This window comes from Vibrio sp. Scap24 (assembly GCF_013394185.1).
Classification (GTDB): domain Bacteria; phylum Pseudomonadota; class Gammaproteobacteria; order Enterobacterales; family Vibrionaceae; genus Vibrio; species Vibrio pomeroyi.
This window is the reverse complement of record NZ_CP041333.1, coordinates 1783501-1796423: the sequence shown is the minus strand read 5'-3', so window position 1 is coordinate 1796423 and position 12923 is coordinate 1783501. Positions and strand designations below refer to the sequence as shown.

Genomic DNA, 12923 nt, shown 5'->3' with positions numbered 1-12923 from the left:
TGGCTTTCGTATTCAGTTGGAATAACAGTTCTCTCCGGTCTTAATTTAATCGGAATATGAGCGGTTAGAGATGTTGGATATCGATCGAGTGGTAAGGAAAACCGATCGCTTTTGCCGCATTCAACAGCGCCTGTTGAGTCTTAAATACTCTGGGTTGCATCTTTCTATCAGATTCAAGAAAACTGTTCACACCCCACTGATTGCTTTTCACCATTAAGTAATAGCCATTAGCACAAGGTGAAACAACACCAATGGCTGCTTTCAAATCACCACGACTAAAGTGATTCTTAAATTCGCGTAATACCATATCAATGTCCTTATTCGATGATGAAAAAAGGGAGCGAATCGCTCCCTAGTTAAGGTGGTTACTAATGATTACAAGAATGCGCGGTATGGTAGTTCAGGGTCATTTTTGAAGATGTCAGCAAAGCCGCGGAAGTGTTGGTAGTGCATGCGACCTTTGTCTGTTGGGTAAGTGTATTTACCGCCTACTTGCCAGAAGAAAGGAGCGAATCCGTATTGCAGGCGTTCTTTCTTCATGTTCCACAGCATTTCGATTTCACGTGGGTCGTTTTGGAAGTTTGCCCAAATGTCGTGGTGGAACGGAACAACCACTTCACAGTTCAAAGACTCAGCAGCACGAAGAATGTCTGAAGATGTCATTTTGTCTGTTACGCCACGTGGGTTCTCACCGTAAGAAAGCAGTGCAACGTCGATCTTGTGGTCATTACCGTGTTTAGCATAGTAGTTTGAGTAGTGAGAGTCACCAGAGTGGTAAACAGAACCACCAGTTGTTTCTACTAAGTAGTTCACTGCGCGGTCATCCATGCCGTCTAGGATTTCTTTGTCTATAGAAGAAGTTCCTTCTGGTAGTGTTACAAGTGCAGTACGGTCAAACGCATCCAGAACCTTGATGTTCACGTCTTTGATTTTGATCTCATCGCCAACCTTAGCAATAACACAACGATCTTCTGGCACACCCCATTTCATCCATAAATCAACACACGCTTTAGGACCAATGAATTTAACGTGGTCGCCGCAGTTTTGTAGAACCGCTGCAGCAACGTTGATATCAATGTGGTCGCCGTGGTCATGAGATGCCATAACTGCATCGATCTCTTTGATAGCGAAAGGGTCCAATGGGAAGATCGCGGTACGTAGGTTTGGTTGAAGTGCTTCCACACCGCCCATACGCATCATTTGGTGCTGGTTTTTCATTTTTTGAACGGCTTGTGTTTTTTTACCAGTACCACACCAGAAGTCCATTGATAGGTTTGCACCCTCTTCTGATTTTAGCCAAATACCTGTACAACCCAGCCACCACATAGAAAACGTACCCGGTTGCACAACCGTTTGTTCAATCTCTTCATTTAACCATGTGCCCCACTCAGGGAATGTATTTAGGATCCAAGACTCGCGAGTGATTTCGTTTACATTGCTCATGATAATACCTTTTATTTCAATAATTTGATTAATTTTGGATGTAGGGAGCCGAGCGCCTTAATTTGGATTAAGGCACTGAGCTGAATTTATTATTATTGGGAGGGCAGTTTGCCCTGTGATTTAAACTAAGATGACTTGCGTCCCTTGAGCTTCAATCTGCTTAACAACTTCTGGATTGGCGTCTTTACCGGTGATGACGATGTCTATTTGCTTGGTATTGCAAAAGAGCATTCCGGTGCGTTGTCCAACCTTTGAACTGTCGACCACCACCACGAGCTTATCGACTTGTTCAAGCATTTGCTGTTCAGCGACGGCTGTTAACATGTCGGCTTTGTATAACCCGGCGTCAGTTAAGCCTTTACCTGAAGTGAACATCCAGTTTCCTGCATAACCGCCTAGTGAATTAGGAGCTGGATTCAAAAAGATGTTCTGCGCTTTGTTGTATTGACCGCCAATGATGATGACATCGTCATGATCCTCGTTGATCAAGTAGCTTGCGAGTGGGAAGTAGTTCGTTACGATTTGAACGTCATCTCCACATAGCTGTTGGCCAAGTAGAAAAGCTGTAGAACCGCAGTTGATTACGACTGTATCACCCGACTGACAAAGTCCAGCAGCTGCTTGTGCAATCTCGGATTTCTCTTCATAGAACTCAGTGCTGTTGATATTCAGTGGTGACCACTTCCTCTTCTGAGTTTCTACTCGCTCTGCACCATTTCGAATCTTTCGCAGTCGGCCTAGCTCATCTAATTTAGCGATATCACGTCTTGCAGTTGCTGGTGAAACACTAAATTTATCAATGATATGTGAGACGTTGATTGTCTGCATATCTTCTAACAGCGACACGATGCCGTTATGTCTTTGTACTTCATTCATATTTATCACTCTTTATGTCGTTGTGACAATTTGATGATTACTTTTGATTTGTTTTGATTCTAATAATCACCATCATGATTGTCAAACCACATCGATATAAAAATAGGATCTCAATCACAATTTTTTATAAGTGATTGATTTTAAATGCTTTGTTGTTTTTGTGTGTGATCCCAAGCTCAATTAGGCGTATTCCTAGTGTGGTTAATTGATATAAATCAAAGTAATCACAAGTGAGCATTGAATGATTACTTTTGATTGGTAAAGTCTAGTTCGTGAGCAAAACTTAGAATCATCACATCCTACAAATCATTAAAATTAAAAACTAACCAGGGGTAAAGATATGGAATTCTTATATGATATTTTCTATATTTTTTACAGTCAGGTAATGACCAAAGCACCGTTGCTACTCGGTCTTGTTACTTGTCTCGGCTACATCCTTTTAAAACGTGACGCAACAACTGTTATCTCCGGCTCTATAAAAACCATCGTTGGTTTCATGATAGTGCAGGTAGGTGCGGGAACATTGGTAGCGGGTTTCAAACCAGTTATTGAAAAAATGAGTGAAATACATGGATTGACGGGGTCGGTGATTGACCCGTACACCTCCATGATGTCTACCATGGAAACCATGGGCGACAATTACTCTTGGGTTGGGTATGCAGTATTACTGGCACTTGGGCTGAACATTCTTCTTGTTGCCTTCCGTCGTATTACGGGTATCAGAACCATCATGCTGACTGGACATATCATGTTCCAGCAAGCTGGCCTTATTGCTGTTTTCTACTTCGTGCTTGGCGCAAGTATGTGGGAAACCATCATTTACTCTGCAATATTGATGGCGTTGTACTGGGGTATTTCGTCAAACATCATGTTCAAGCCGACTCAAGAAGTCACTGGCGGGGCGGGTTTCTCGATTGGTCACCAACAACAGTTTGCTTCATGGGTAGCCACCAAGGTTGCACCGAAGCTTGGCGACAAGAACGACAGTGTTGACCACATCAAACTGCCTAAGTGGTTACACATTTTCCACGACAGTATCGCTGCAACAACGTTAGTGATGACTGGCTTCTTCGGCATTATTCTTCTTTCGTTCGGTCTTGATAACCTTCAAGACATGGCAGGCAAGACTCACTGGCTTATCTACATTTTCGAAACGGGTTTGAAATTCGCAGTAGCGATTCAAGTTATCGTAACTGGCGTTCGTATGTTCGTAGCTGAATTGTCTGAGGCCTTTAACGGTATCTCACAACGTCTTATTCCAAACGCTGTTTTAGCAATCGATTGTGCGGCAATTTATGCCTACTCACCGAACGCAATGGTATTCGGTTTCATGTGGGGTGCAGTGGGTCAATTCACGGCAGTGCTTGCAATGCTCGCGTTCGACGCACCAATCATGATCATCCCTGGCTTTATCCCAATGTTCTTCTCGAACGCAACCATCGGCGTGTTTGCTAACCACTTTGGTGGCTGGAAAGCGGTGATGAAGATCTGTTTCGTGATGGGCATCATCGAAGTGGTTGGCTCTGCTTGGGCAATCCATATCTTCGCTCAATCAGGTACTGAGTTTAATGGCTGGATGGGCATGGCTGACTGGGCTCTGGTATTCCCACCAATCATGCAAGGTATCTCAAGTTCTAGCATGTTCTTCTTTGTGATTTTGGCATTGGCTGGCATCTACATGTACTTCGCCTCTAAGCAACTACGAGCTGAAGAAGACGCAGAAGCTGCTGCTGAAACAATGACGGCAGTAACGCCTGAAGGCATTGAGGTTGAAGTTGCGGTACCACAACAATCGACAGCGACCGCTGAGGCACCATCGGCTTCTGCAACGGCTGCTTCTACAAAATCAGAAAATCGAGTGTCGCCAGCAGCTGATCAGAAACCCGTTCGCGTCTTAGTGTGCTGTGGTTCTGGGCAAGGTTCTTCAATGATGTGCTCTAAGAAAATCAAAGAGTACTTGGACAAGAAAGGCATCCCAAGCACGACATTCAACAGTGCCATCACCGATTACAAATCGCACCTTGGCTCATTCGACATCATCGTTACTTCGGTTGCTCTTGCAGCGAAGATTACGGGGCTTCCTGAAGGTAAACAACAGTTAGCAGTGAAGAACATGATTATGGTGAAAACCTTCGGCGACGAGCTGGTTTCCATCATCGAGAATAACTTCCACAAATAATGAAAATGGCTCAGTGGCATAGCGCTACTGAGCCAATAAAAACAATTATATAAGTGAGCAATAACATGAACCTAAAAGAATCTCTTATCCAGAACAACTCTATCCTACTCAACGCTAAAGCGGCTGACTGGAAAGCGGCGATCAAGCTTGGGACTGATGCATTGGTGAAAGCGGGGATTGCAGAAGAGCGTTACTACGACGCGATTACCAAAGCGATTGGTGAAGAAGGCCCTTATATCTGTATTCACGATGCGTTCGCACTGCCGCATTGCCGCCCTGAAGACGGTGTTATTCGTACTGGGTTTGCGCTAACTGTGCTTGAAACACCAATCATGTTTGAAGGTGTTGATGAGCCTGTTGATGTGTTGATCACGTTGGCAGGTAAAGACTCAGAAGAGCATATCGAAGGCACCATGCAAGTGGCGAACTTGATTGAATTCGATGAAGACTTCTCGAAACTTCGTGCATGCAAAAGCCCAGAAGAAGTGGCGCGTTTAATTGATGCTGCATTGCTTCAAGCGGAAGCGGCGTAAGGAGGCAACGATGTCTAAATATAGCCAATTGAAACAACGTGTTTTAGAAGCCAATTTGCAACTTCCGAAATACGGTTTGGTGACTTTCACTTGGGGAAACGTCTCTGAGTTTGACCGTGCTAACGGCGTAATAGCCATTAAACCATCGGGTGTCGAGTACTGCGACATGACCGCTGAAGATATGGTCGTCGTCGATCTAGAAGGCAACATTGTTGAAGGGAAGCTTAACCCTTCAAGTGACACTGCGACTCACTTAGAGCTGTACAAAGCTTTCCCTGAAGTGAAGGGCATTGTTCACACGCATTCACGCAGTGCCACGATTTGGGCGCAAGCCGGTATCGACATTCCAGCGTTGGGCACTACTCATGCAGACTACTTCTACGGTGATATTCCGTGTACTCGTCGTTTATCTCACTCTGAAATCTCTGAAAAGTACGAGAAAAATACCGGCCTTGTGATCATTGAAGAGTTCCAGCAGCGCCGAATTGATCCTATGGCAGTTCCAAGTGTGATTGTCGCAGGACATGCGCCATTTTCTTGGGGTAAAGACGCTAATGACGCCGTTCATAACGCGGTGGTGCTAGAGGAAGTGTCTGCAATGGCATTGGCAACGCGCACCTTGAACAGCGGCATCAAAATTCAGCCAGAGCTGTCAGACAAACACTACCTGCGTAAGCATGGTGAAAATGCTTATTACGGCCAACAGTAAATCGGTTTTTCGTTTAAACAAGTCGTTTAAGTAAGCCGTTTAACGAGTTTCGATTCTAAGTAGTTTCAATATTGATTAGGCCTGATTTTAGGGAATAAGTGAGAAGACTCTATGTATAAAGTGCTGGCGTTAGATCTCGATGGAACCGTGTTAAAGGATGATCACACGATTCATCCAGAGGTAAAAAAGGCGATTCAAGAAGCCAAACAAAGTTGTCATGTCGTGATTGTTACAGGTCGACACCACACAGCTGCGCGACCTTACTACTACGAATTGGGGTTAGGTACGCCAATCATCTGCTGTAACGGCACTTATGTTTATGACTATCAGACTGAAACGGTACTGACTCAAAACGCCATAGAGAAAGATAAGGCGCTTACCTTCATCGATATGGCTGACGAGTTTCAACTCAAAATGGTCATGTACATCACACATGCGATGACGTACTCACAGTACAACCCGTTTGCTTACATGCTGGCGTTGGAAAGCTGGGCGGAAACCGCACCGGAGCAACACAGACCTCAAATATACCAAGTGGAGTCATTCACTGAAGCGGCTCAGCAAGCCGAACACGTTTGGAAGTTTGTGGTGGAAGGCAGCCAAGACTCAGTAGACCGTTTAATGCAACACCCATGGATAGAAGAGAACTTCAACGGAGAACGTTCTTGGTCAAACCGAATAGATTTTGCTGCGAAAGGTAACAGTAAGGGCCTACGCCTTGCTGAATACATAGCAGACCTGGGTTATCAAGCCGCCGACGTCATAGCTGTCGGTGATAACCACAACGACATATCCATGCTCAAGTACGCCGGATTAGGCGTAGCGATGCTCAATGCTGATGACATCGTCAAATCACACGTTCAATGCGTGTGCTTAACAGATAACAACCATGATGGCTTAGCCCGTCTAATACGTGAACAAATTAAAGGATAACAACATGACTAAACCAATGATTCAGATCGCCCTAGACCAAACAAATCTTCCTGCCGCAATTGAAGTAGCAAACAACGTTGAAAGCTTCGTTGATGTGATTGAAGTGGGCACTATTTTGGCGTTTGCAGAAGGGATGACGGCGGTTTCTACGCTTCGTAAGAATCACCCAGACCATATCCTTGTGTGCGATATGAAAACAACAGATGGTGGCGCTATTTTGGCTCGCATGGCATTCGAAGCCGGCGCTGATTGGATAACAGTTTCTGCAGCTGCACACATCGCAACCATTGGTGCATGTAAGAAAGTCGCTGACGAATTTAACGGTGAAATCCAAATCGAAATTTACGGAAATTGGACAATGGATGACGCTCAATCTTGGGTCGACCTAGGTATTTCACAAGCGATTTATCACCGTTCTCGTGACGCTGAATTAGCGGGTGTAGGTTGGACAGAAGAAGATCTTGTGAAAATGCGTGCATTGTCTGAAATGGGCATCGAGCTATCTATCACAGGTGGCATCGTGCCTGAAGACCTTTACCTATTTGAAGGCATTAAAGCGAAAACCTTTATTGCGGGTCGCGCACTTGCGGGTGACAAAGGTAAAGAAACAGCAGAAGCACTAAAAGCTCAGATCGATCGCTACTGGAACTAGGAGGCGTTATGTATCAAAACTTGTTACGCCACCGTGTAGGGCTTTATGAAAAGGCTCTACCTAACGAACTTAGCTGGGAAGATAAGCTAGCAACAACCAAAGAACTCGGCTTTGATTTTCTTGAGATATCGGTAGATGAATCAGACGAGCGCCGCAGCCGCTTAGATTGGAATGACGAAGAAGTGTATGCCTTACGTCGCCTGTGTGAAAAGCATGGTGTACCACTGCAATCCATGTGTTTAAGCGCACATCGTAAGTTCCCATTCGGTTCAGCAGATCCGGCGATTCGTGAACAAGCGGTTATCCATATGGAGAAGGCTATCTCGTTGGCTTACAAATTGGGTATTCGTACCGTCCAGCTGGCTGGCTATGACGTTTACTACGAGCCTGCTGATAAAGTGACTCACCAGAGGTTCATTGAAGGCATGAAGCTTTCGGCGCAGTTGGCTGAAAGATCGGGCGTAATGCTTGCTGTGGAAATCATGGATACTGATTACCTGAACTCTTTGAGTAAGTTCGAAGTGCTGAGTCGCGAAGTTAATTCACCGTATTTCACGGCGTATCCGGATGTGGGCAATATCTCTGGTTGGAATTACGACATAGTGACTGAGCTAAAACTGAGTAAGCCTCATATCACTCAGATCCATCTCAAAGACACGTATAAAGTGACTGACGAGTACAAAGGGCAATTCCGAGACTTAGTGATTGGTGATGGTGAAGTTGACTTCAATGCCATTTTTGAAACGTTGAAAGAGACTGAGTGCGTTGTACCACTCGTGATCGAGATGTGGGCTCAAGATGAACGCTGGAAAGAGAATATACTCACGGCACAAAAACGCTTGAATGAAGTATGTGTTCAAACGGGTGTTCCGATGTTGTTTGACCACTAGCTCTACTTAGAATGCTTAACGAGTTTCTCTTTGCGTTCTCCATGTTCCTAACGAAAAGAGAAAATGCAGCATATTGCCCCCAATATGCTGCATTTTTATATCAACATGTCGCTCTAAATTTTTGAAGCTGAGGTTCTGTCAATGTCGAAATAGTGGCTGCGTTTAAACAGCGATCGTCACATGATCACGACCTACTTCAGCCATCTGAATGAGATAGTCCGTGTGGTACTTCTTCTTGATGATGATTTGGCTACCGATTTCAGCAACAATCTTTACCACTTCTAACGCATCAGAAGGATGCAATGAAGAGTCTTTTGAAATTTCGATATTAACGCCTAAATTTGCCAATTTGATGATGTCGCTAGAATGCATGGTCGTGTCCAAGGTATTTGATTTTGGTGGACTATATCATTATCGATTTATTTAACTCTACTCTACCAAGCCTAAAGTTTCGGTCGATGTTCTCAAACTATGATTCCAATATGTAAGTAGTCGATCTCTCTCACAAACTGGGTGGTTCAATCTCTGCAACGTGATGAGTCTACTAATTCCTTTATATACTGCCCCTATTGCTTGATTGGCTTGCTAATCTGACATAGGGGCATTTTTGGATCGGCAACCTATCAAAATTATTATTCCTTTGGATTTATCAGTATGAAAATTGTTATTGCACCAGACTCGTTTAAAGAATCCTTATCGGCGGTATCGGTGGCGGCGTGTATTGAAAAGGGCTTTCGTGAAATCTTCCCTGACGCTGACTATGTGACCTTGCCTTTAGCCGATGGCGGTGAAGGTACTGTCGATGTGTTGCTGCAAGGTTTAGCGGGGCTGAAGCGAACCCACCAAGTAGAAGGGCCACTGGGTGAACTTGTAAACGCAGAATGGGCAATGCTTGAACAGTCAGCGCGTAGCCCTAACAAAACCGCACTGATTGAAATTGCTGCCGCATCTGGATTGGATTTACTGACGCCAGACCAGCGTGACCCTTTGGTTGCCTCTTCTTTCGGTACTGGGCAACTGATATTAGAAGCGATAGAACAGGGCGCTCAAACCATCATCCTTGGATTAGGCGGCAGCGCGACCAACGATGGTGGAGCGGGTATTGTGCAAGCGTTAGGTGGGACACTGTTAGATAATGCAGGGCAAGATCTTAATCGAGGTGGCGCTGCGCTAGCGGAGTTAGCATCTATTGACCTTACTGATCTAGATTCACGCTGTGTTGATATCGAGTTAATCGTCGCGTGCGATGTCGATAATCCGCTGTGTGGTGAAAATGGTGCCAGCCATATATTCGGCCCACAAAAAGGGGCAAGTCCAGAACAAGTTGTGACGCTGGATAAAGCGCTTGCGAACTTTGCTCAAGTAGCTGAAGCACAAGGTTGTGTTAGTGGCGATGAACCCGTTCACAAGTGCACGGGTTATGGCGCGGCTGGTGGTACGCCGATGGGACTTGGTTTGCTATTCAATATGCAGATTAAACCTGGAATTGAGATGGTTCTCGATGTTTTACAAGCCGATGAAGTGTTGAAAGGCGCAGACCTCGTGATTACCGGCGAAGGCCAAATGGACAACCAAACCCTGCAAGGTAAAACACCTTATGGCATTGCTAAACGTGCGAGCTTGCAAGGTATTCCGACTATAGGGATTGCCGGGTCATTAGGCACTGAAGTCGAAGCGCTTTACGGTGAAATGAGCAGCTTGTTCGGGACCGTAAGATCGCCACAAACTTTAGGAAAAGTATTACAAGAGGCGGAGCTTAACTTAACGAGAACGGCAAGAAATATCGCTGCGACTTTACGGTTAGGTCACAAAATATCGCAAAATTAGTGAGTTATGATGAAAAAGGGAGAACCTTGGAACTAGTTCATGAAGTCATGTAAGTTCATGATTATTATATTCTAAATATTATTATCAATATTGAATGATTATGATTTAGATCATTAATTCGATAGGTTTTATCCATGATAACGATAATTACAAACGATTATATTTTACTTTGAGTCAGGCTTATTCTATATCCTTAATTGCTGCGTGGTTTTGTCTGATGAATAACCACCATACAGAAGTGAAGGTGCAGCAAAGATGCTGTACCTAAATGGTAATAAGGAATTGATGATGAGTAAAAAACTAACTACAGCTGCGGGTTGTCCTGTTGCTCATAACCAGAATGTTCAAACTGCGGGCAAACGTGGCCCACAACTTCTTCAAGATGTTTGGTTTTTGGAGAAGTTGGCCCACTTTGACCGCGAAGTGATACCTGAGCGTCGTATGCACGCGAAAGGCTCAGGTGCTTATGGCACATTTACCGTTACACACGACATCACAAAGTACACCAAGGCAAAACTGTTCTCTGAAGTGGGTAAAAAAACCGACTTGTTTGCACGTTTTACGACAGTTGCGGGCGAGCGCGGCGCGGCTGATGCAGAGCGTGATATTCGTGGTTTTGCATTGAAGTTCTATACCGAAGAAGGTAACTGGGACATGGTAGGTAACAACACGCCCGTGTTCTTCTTACGTGACCCTCTTAAATTCCCAGATCTAAACCATGCCGTGAAACGCGACCCGCGCACTAATATGCGCAGCGCAAAGAACAACTGGGATTTCTGGACCTCTCTACCTGAAGCGCTTCACCAAATCACCATTGTGATGAGTGACCGTGGTATCCCTGCGACTTACCGCCATATGCACGGTTTTGGTAGCCACACATTCAGCTTTATTAACGCAGACAACGAACGTTTCTGGGTTAAGTTCCACTTCAAATCTCAGCAAGGTATTAAGAACTTGTCGGATGCAGAAGCGGCACAAGTGATCGGTGATGACCGCGAAAGTCACCAACGTGATCTGCTAGACAGCATCGATAACCAAGACTTCCCTAAATGGACACTGAAAGTACAAGTGATGCCAGAAGCGGACGCGGCGAAAGTACCATACAACCCATTTGATCTAACTAAGATCTGGCCACACGCAGATTACCCATTGATTGAAGTCGGTGAGTTTGAATTGAACCGTAACCCGCAAAACTTCTTCGCTGAAGTTGAGCAGTCTGCATTCAACCCTGCAAACGTGGTTCCGGGTATCAGCTTCTCACCAGACAAGATGCTGCAAGGTCGCCTGTTTGCTTACGGTGATGCACAGCGCTACCGTTTAGGTGTTAACCATCAGCATATCCCAGTGAACGCACCTCGTTGCCCTGTACACAGCTACCACCGTGATGGTGCGATGCGTGTTGACGGTAACTTTGGTAGCACACTAGGCTATGAGCCAAACAACGAAGGCCAATGGGCAGAGCAGCCAGACTTTGCAGAACCAGCATTGAACTTGGATGGTGCGGCAGCGCACTGGGATCACCGCGAAGATGAAGATTACTTCTCACAACCGGGTGACCTATTCCGTCTGATGACACCAGAAAAACAAGCGATTCTGTTTGATAACACAGCTCGCAACCTAGGCGGCGTGCCTAAAGAGATTCAACTGCGTCACTTAAGACACTGTTACAAAGCCGACCCAGCATACGGCGAAGGCATTGGCAAACTGCTTGAAATCGATGTAAGCGAATTTAAGTCGTAATCAACAAACTTGATTAGTTAAATGAAAGGCCGTTGAGTGAATCACTCAATGGCCTTTTTTGATCTCGCGGCTCATCAAATCACCCTAAATCATTGGAAAATGAGTTTATTTATATTAATAGTTTTTGCCTATCGAATTGATAAATCTATCCCATTATCTTTATAAGATGGACGGGATTATCCTACGGCTATCAGTTTATAAAGTAGTAGAGTTTGAGATGAGTAAAAGCGCATTAATCGTTGAAGGTGGGGCAATGAGAGGTATCTTCGCTGCCGGAGTGTTAGACGCCTTTATGGAAGACGATTTCCGTCCTTATGATTTTGCCATTGGCGTATCTGCGGGCGTGTCCAATTTGGTTGGTTACTTATCTCAAGCGCCCAAACGCAGCTACAACGTGATCACCACGATGGCGACCGATAAAACCTTCTTCAACCCTGCTCGTTTTGCCAAGGGTGGTAACTTGGTGGACGTGAAGTGGCTCTGGAATGAATCAAACCAACGCTACCCGCTTGATTGTGGTGAGATGTTTTCAAGTATCCCACTGATTGCCGCTGTGACGAATGTGGATACAGGCAGTGCCGATTATTATCGCATTAAGCCAGAAAACCTGTCTAATGTGGTTGAAGCAACAACGGCTTTACCTATCGCTTATCGTGAAACTCCGTGCTTCTCTGGCGGTTGTTATACCGATGGTGGTGTCGCGGATTCGATTCCAGTTCGCGAAGCTTATCGCCGTGGCGCGCGCGATATTACCGTGATTCTTTCTCACCCACTTAGCTACCGAATGAAGCCGCAGAAGTATCAGTGGATGCTGAAAAAACTGTTAAAGAAATTCCCGAACATTGCGGAGTCGATGGCGGTACGTGCTGAAAACTACAACCAGTCTTTAGAATTCATTCGTAATCCGCCAAAAGATGCGACCATCAAGGTGATCGCGCCACCTGAATCGTTCGCGGTCAAGCGTTTAACTATGGATCAAAGCATCTTGGATGCAGGTTATGAGATGGGCGTGAAGGCCGGAGAAGAGCATCTGGCTATTCGAAAAGGTACCTACGGATTAGGCATCGAGGATTGCCACTTCTGCATCTAGTTCTGTTTTTTATATTGGCATAAACCAAAAAGCCACGCCGTTCATCAAGAA

General features: G+C 45.1%; 13 protein-coding genes. 9 read left to right on the top strand and 4 right to left on the bottom strand.

What is annotated here, in order from left to right; genetic code table 11:
* Window positions 1-64 precede the first annotated feature (64 nt).
* From FLM53_RS23250 to ulaR, 3 genes are all read right to left on the bottom strand, one after another.
* Entirely contained in the window at window positions 65-307 is a 243-nt protein-coding gene (locus FLM53_RS23250) for a hypothetical protein (protein ID WP_132981751.1), read from the bottom strand.
* Window positions 308-375: 68 nt separating this feature from the next.
* The gene (ulaG, locus tag FLM53_RS23245; protein ID WP_048660966.1) at window positions 376-1443 is read right to left on the bottom strand and encodes an L-ascorbate 6-phosphate lactonase; all 1068 of its coding nucleotides are present in this window, start codon (window positions 1441-1443) and stop codon (window positions 376-378) included.
* Between the two features lie 120 nt (window positions 1444-1563).
* The gene (ulaR, locus tag FLM53_RS23240) at window positions 1564-2319 is read right to left on the bottom strand and encodes an HTH-type transcriptional regulator UlaR (RefSeq protein WP_019827029.1); all 756 of its coding nucleotides are present in this window, start codon (window positions 2317-2319) and stop codon (window positions 1564-1566) included.
* A gap of 340 nt (window positions 2320-2659) precedes the next feature.
* Between ulaR and FLM53_RS23235 the strand changes: the two genes are divergently transcribed.
* The 6 genes from FLM53_RS23235 to FLM53_RS23210 all read left to right on the top strand — a co-directional run bounded on the left by FLM53_RS23235 (window position 2660) and on the right by FLM53_RS23210 (window position 8215).
* The gene (locus FLM53_RS23235) at window positions 2660-4498 is read left to right on the top strand and encodes a PTS ascorbate-specific subunit IIBC (protein WP_176679215.1); all 1839 of its coding nucleotides are present in this window, start codon (window positions 2660-2662) and stop codon (window positions 4496-4498) included.
* A 65-nt stretch (window positions 4499-4563) separates the two neighbouring features.
* Window positions 4564-5031, top strand: coding sequence for a PTS sugar transporter subunit IIA (locus FLM53_RS23230; protein ID WP_019827025.1), 468 nt, complete (start codon window positions 4564-4566; stop codon window positions 5029-5031).
* Between the two features lie 10 nt (window positions 5032-5041).
* On the top strand, window positions 5042-5740 hold the full coding sequence (locus FLM53_RS23225) for an L-ribulose-5-phosphate 4-epimerase (protein WP_176679216.1): 699 nt from the start codon (window positions 5042-5044) through the stop codon (window positions 5738-5740).
* A gap of 111 nt (window positions 5741-5851) precedes the next feature.
* Window positions 5852-6673: a pyridoxal phosphatase gene (locus tag FLM53_RS23220; protein WP_176679217.1), complete on the top strand. Its 822-nt coding sequence runs from the start codon at window positions 5852-5854 to the stop codon at window positions 6671-6673.
* Between the two features lie 4 nt (window positions 6674-6677).
* On the top strand, window positions 6678-7325 hold the full coding sequence (locus tag FLM53_RS23215; RefSeq protein WP_009845897.1) for a 3-keto-L-gulonate-6-phosphate decarboxylase UlaD: 648 nt from the start codon (window positions 6678-6680) through the stop codon (window positions 7323-7325).
* An 8-nt stretch (window positions 7326-7333) separates the two neighbouring features.
* Window positions 7334-8215: an L-ribulose-5-phosphate 3-epimerase gene (locus FLM53_RS23210; RefSeq protein WP_176679218.1), complete on the top strand. Its 882-nt coding sequence runs from the start codon at window positions 7334-7336 to the stop codon at window positions 8213-8215.
* Between the two features lie 162 nt (window positions 8216-8377).
* On the opposite strand, the gene FLM53_RS23205 is transcribed toward FLM53_RS23210, so the two are convergent.
* A complete protein-coding gene (locus FLM53_RS23205; RefSeq protein WP_017092753.1) occupies window positions 8378-8587 on the bottom strand; it encodes a hypothetical protein in 210 nt (69 codons plus the stop codon).
* A 282-nt stretch (window positions 8588-8869) separates the two neighbouring features.
* Between FLM53_RS23205 and FLM53_RS23200 the strand changes: the two genes are divergently transcribed.
* The 3 genes from FLM53_RS23200 (at window position 8870) to FLM53_RS23190 (ending at window position 12872) form a co-directional block, all read left to right on the top strand.
* Window positions 8870-10042, top strand: coding sequence for a glycerate kinase (locus tag FLM53_RS23200; protein ID WP_176679219.1), 1173 nt, complete (start codon window positions 8870-8872; stop codon window positions 10040-10042).
* A 288-nt stretch (window positions 10043-10330) separates the two neighbouring features.
* The gene (locus FLM53_RS23195; RefSeq protein WP_123309551.1) at window positions 10331-11782 is read left to right on the top strand and encodes a catalase; all 1452 of its coding nucleotides are present in this window, start codon (window positions 10331-10333) and stop codon (window positions 11780-11782) included.
* A 217-nt stretch (window positions 11783-11999) separates the two neighbouring features.
* Entirely contained in the window at window positions 12000-12872 is an 873-nt protein-coding gene (locus tag FLM53_RS23190) for a patatin family protein (RefSeq protein WP_176679220.1), read from the top strand.
* The last annotated feature ends 51 nt before the right edge of the window (window positions 12873-12923 follow it).

Coding starts and splice junctions, on each gene's coding strand:
- FLM53_RS23250 (WP_132981751.1), bottom strand. CDS start 307: ATGGTATTACGCGAATTTAAGAATCACTTTAGTCGTGGTGATTTGAAA.
- ulaG (WP_048660966.1), bottom strand. CDS start 1,443: ATGAGCAATGTAAACGAAATCACTCGCGAGTCTTGGATCCTAAATACA.
- ulaR (WP_019827029.1), bottom strand. CDS start 2,319: ATGAATGAAGTACAAAGACATAACGGCATCGTGTCGCTGTTAGAAGAT.
- FLM53_RS23235 (WP_176679215.1), top strand. CDS start 2,660: ATGGAATTCTTATATGATATTTTCTATATTTTTTACAGTCAGGTAATG.
- FLM53_RS23230 (WP_019827025.1), top strand. CDS start 4,564: ATGAACCTAAAAGAATCTCTTATCCAGAACAACTCTATCCTACTCAAC.
- FLM53_RS23225 (WP_176679216.1), top strand. CDS start 5,042: ATGTCTAAATATAGCCAATTGAAACAACGTGTTTTAGAAGCCAATTTG.
- FLM53_RS23220 (WP_176679217.1), top strand. CDS start 5,852: ATGTATAAAGTGCTGGCGTTAGATCTCGATGGAACCGTGTTAAAGGAT.
- FLM53_RS23215 (WP_009845897.1), top strand. CDS start 6,678: ATGACTAAACCAATGATTCAGATCGCCCTAGACCAAACAAATCTTCCT.
- FLM53_RS23210 (WP_176679218.1), top strand. CDS start 7,334: ATGTATCAAAACTTGTTACGCCACCGTGTAGGGCTTTATGAAAAGGCT.
- FLM53_RS23205 (WP_017092753.1), bottom strand. CDS start 8,587: ATGCATTCTAGCGACATCATCAAATTGGCAAATTTAGGCGTTAATATC.
- FLM53_RS23200 (WP_176679219.1), top strand. CDS start 8,870: ATGAAAATTGTTATTGCACCAGACTCGTTTAAAGAATCCTTATCGGCG.
- FLM53_RS23195 (WP_123309551.1), top strand. CDS start 10,331: ATGAGTAAAAAACTAACTACAGCTGCGGGTTGTCCTGTTGCTCATAAC.
- FLM53_RS23190 (WP_176679220.1), top strand. CDS start 12,000: ATGAGTAAAAGCGCATTAATCGTTGAAGGTGGGGCAATGAGAGGTATC.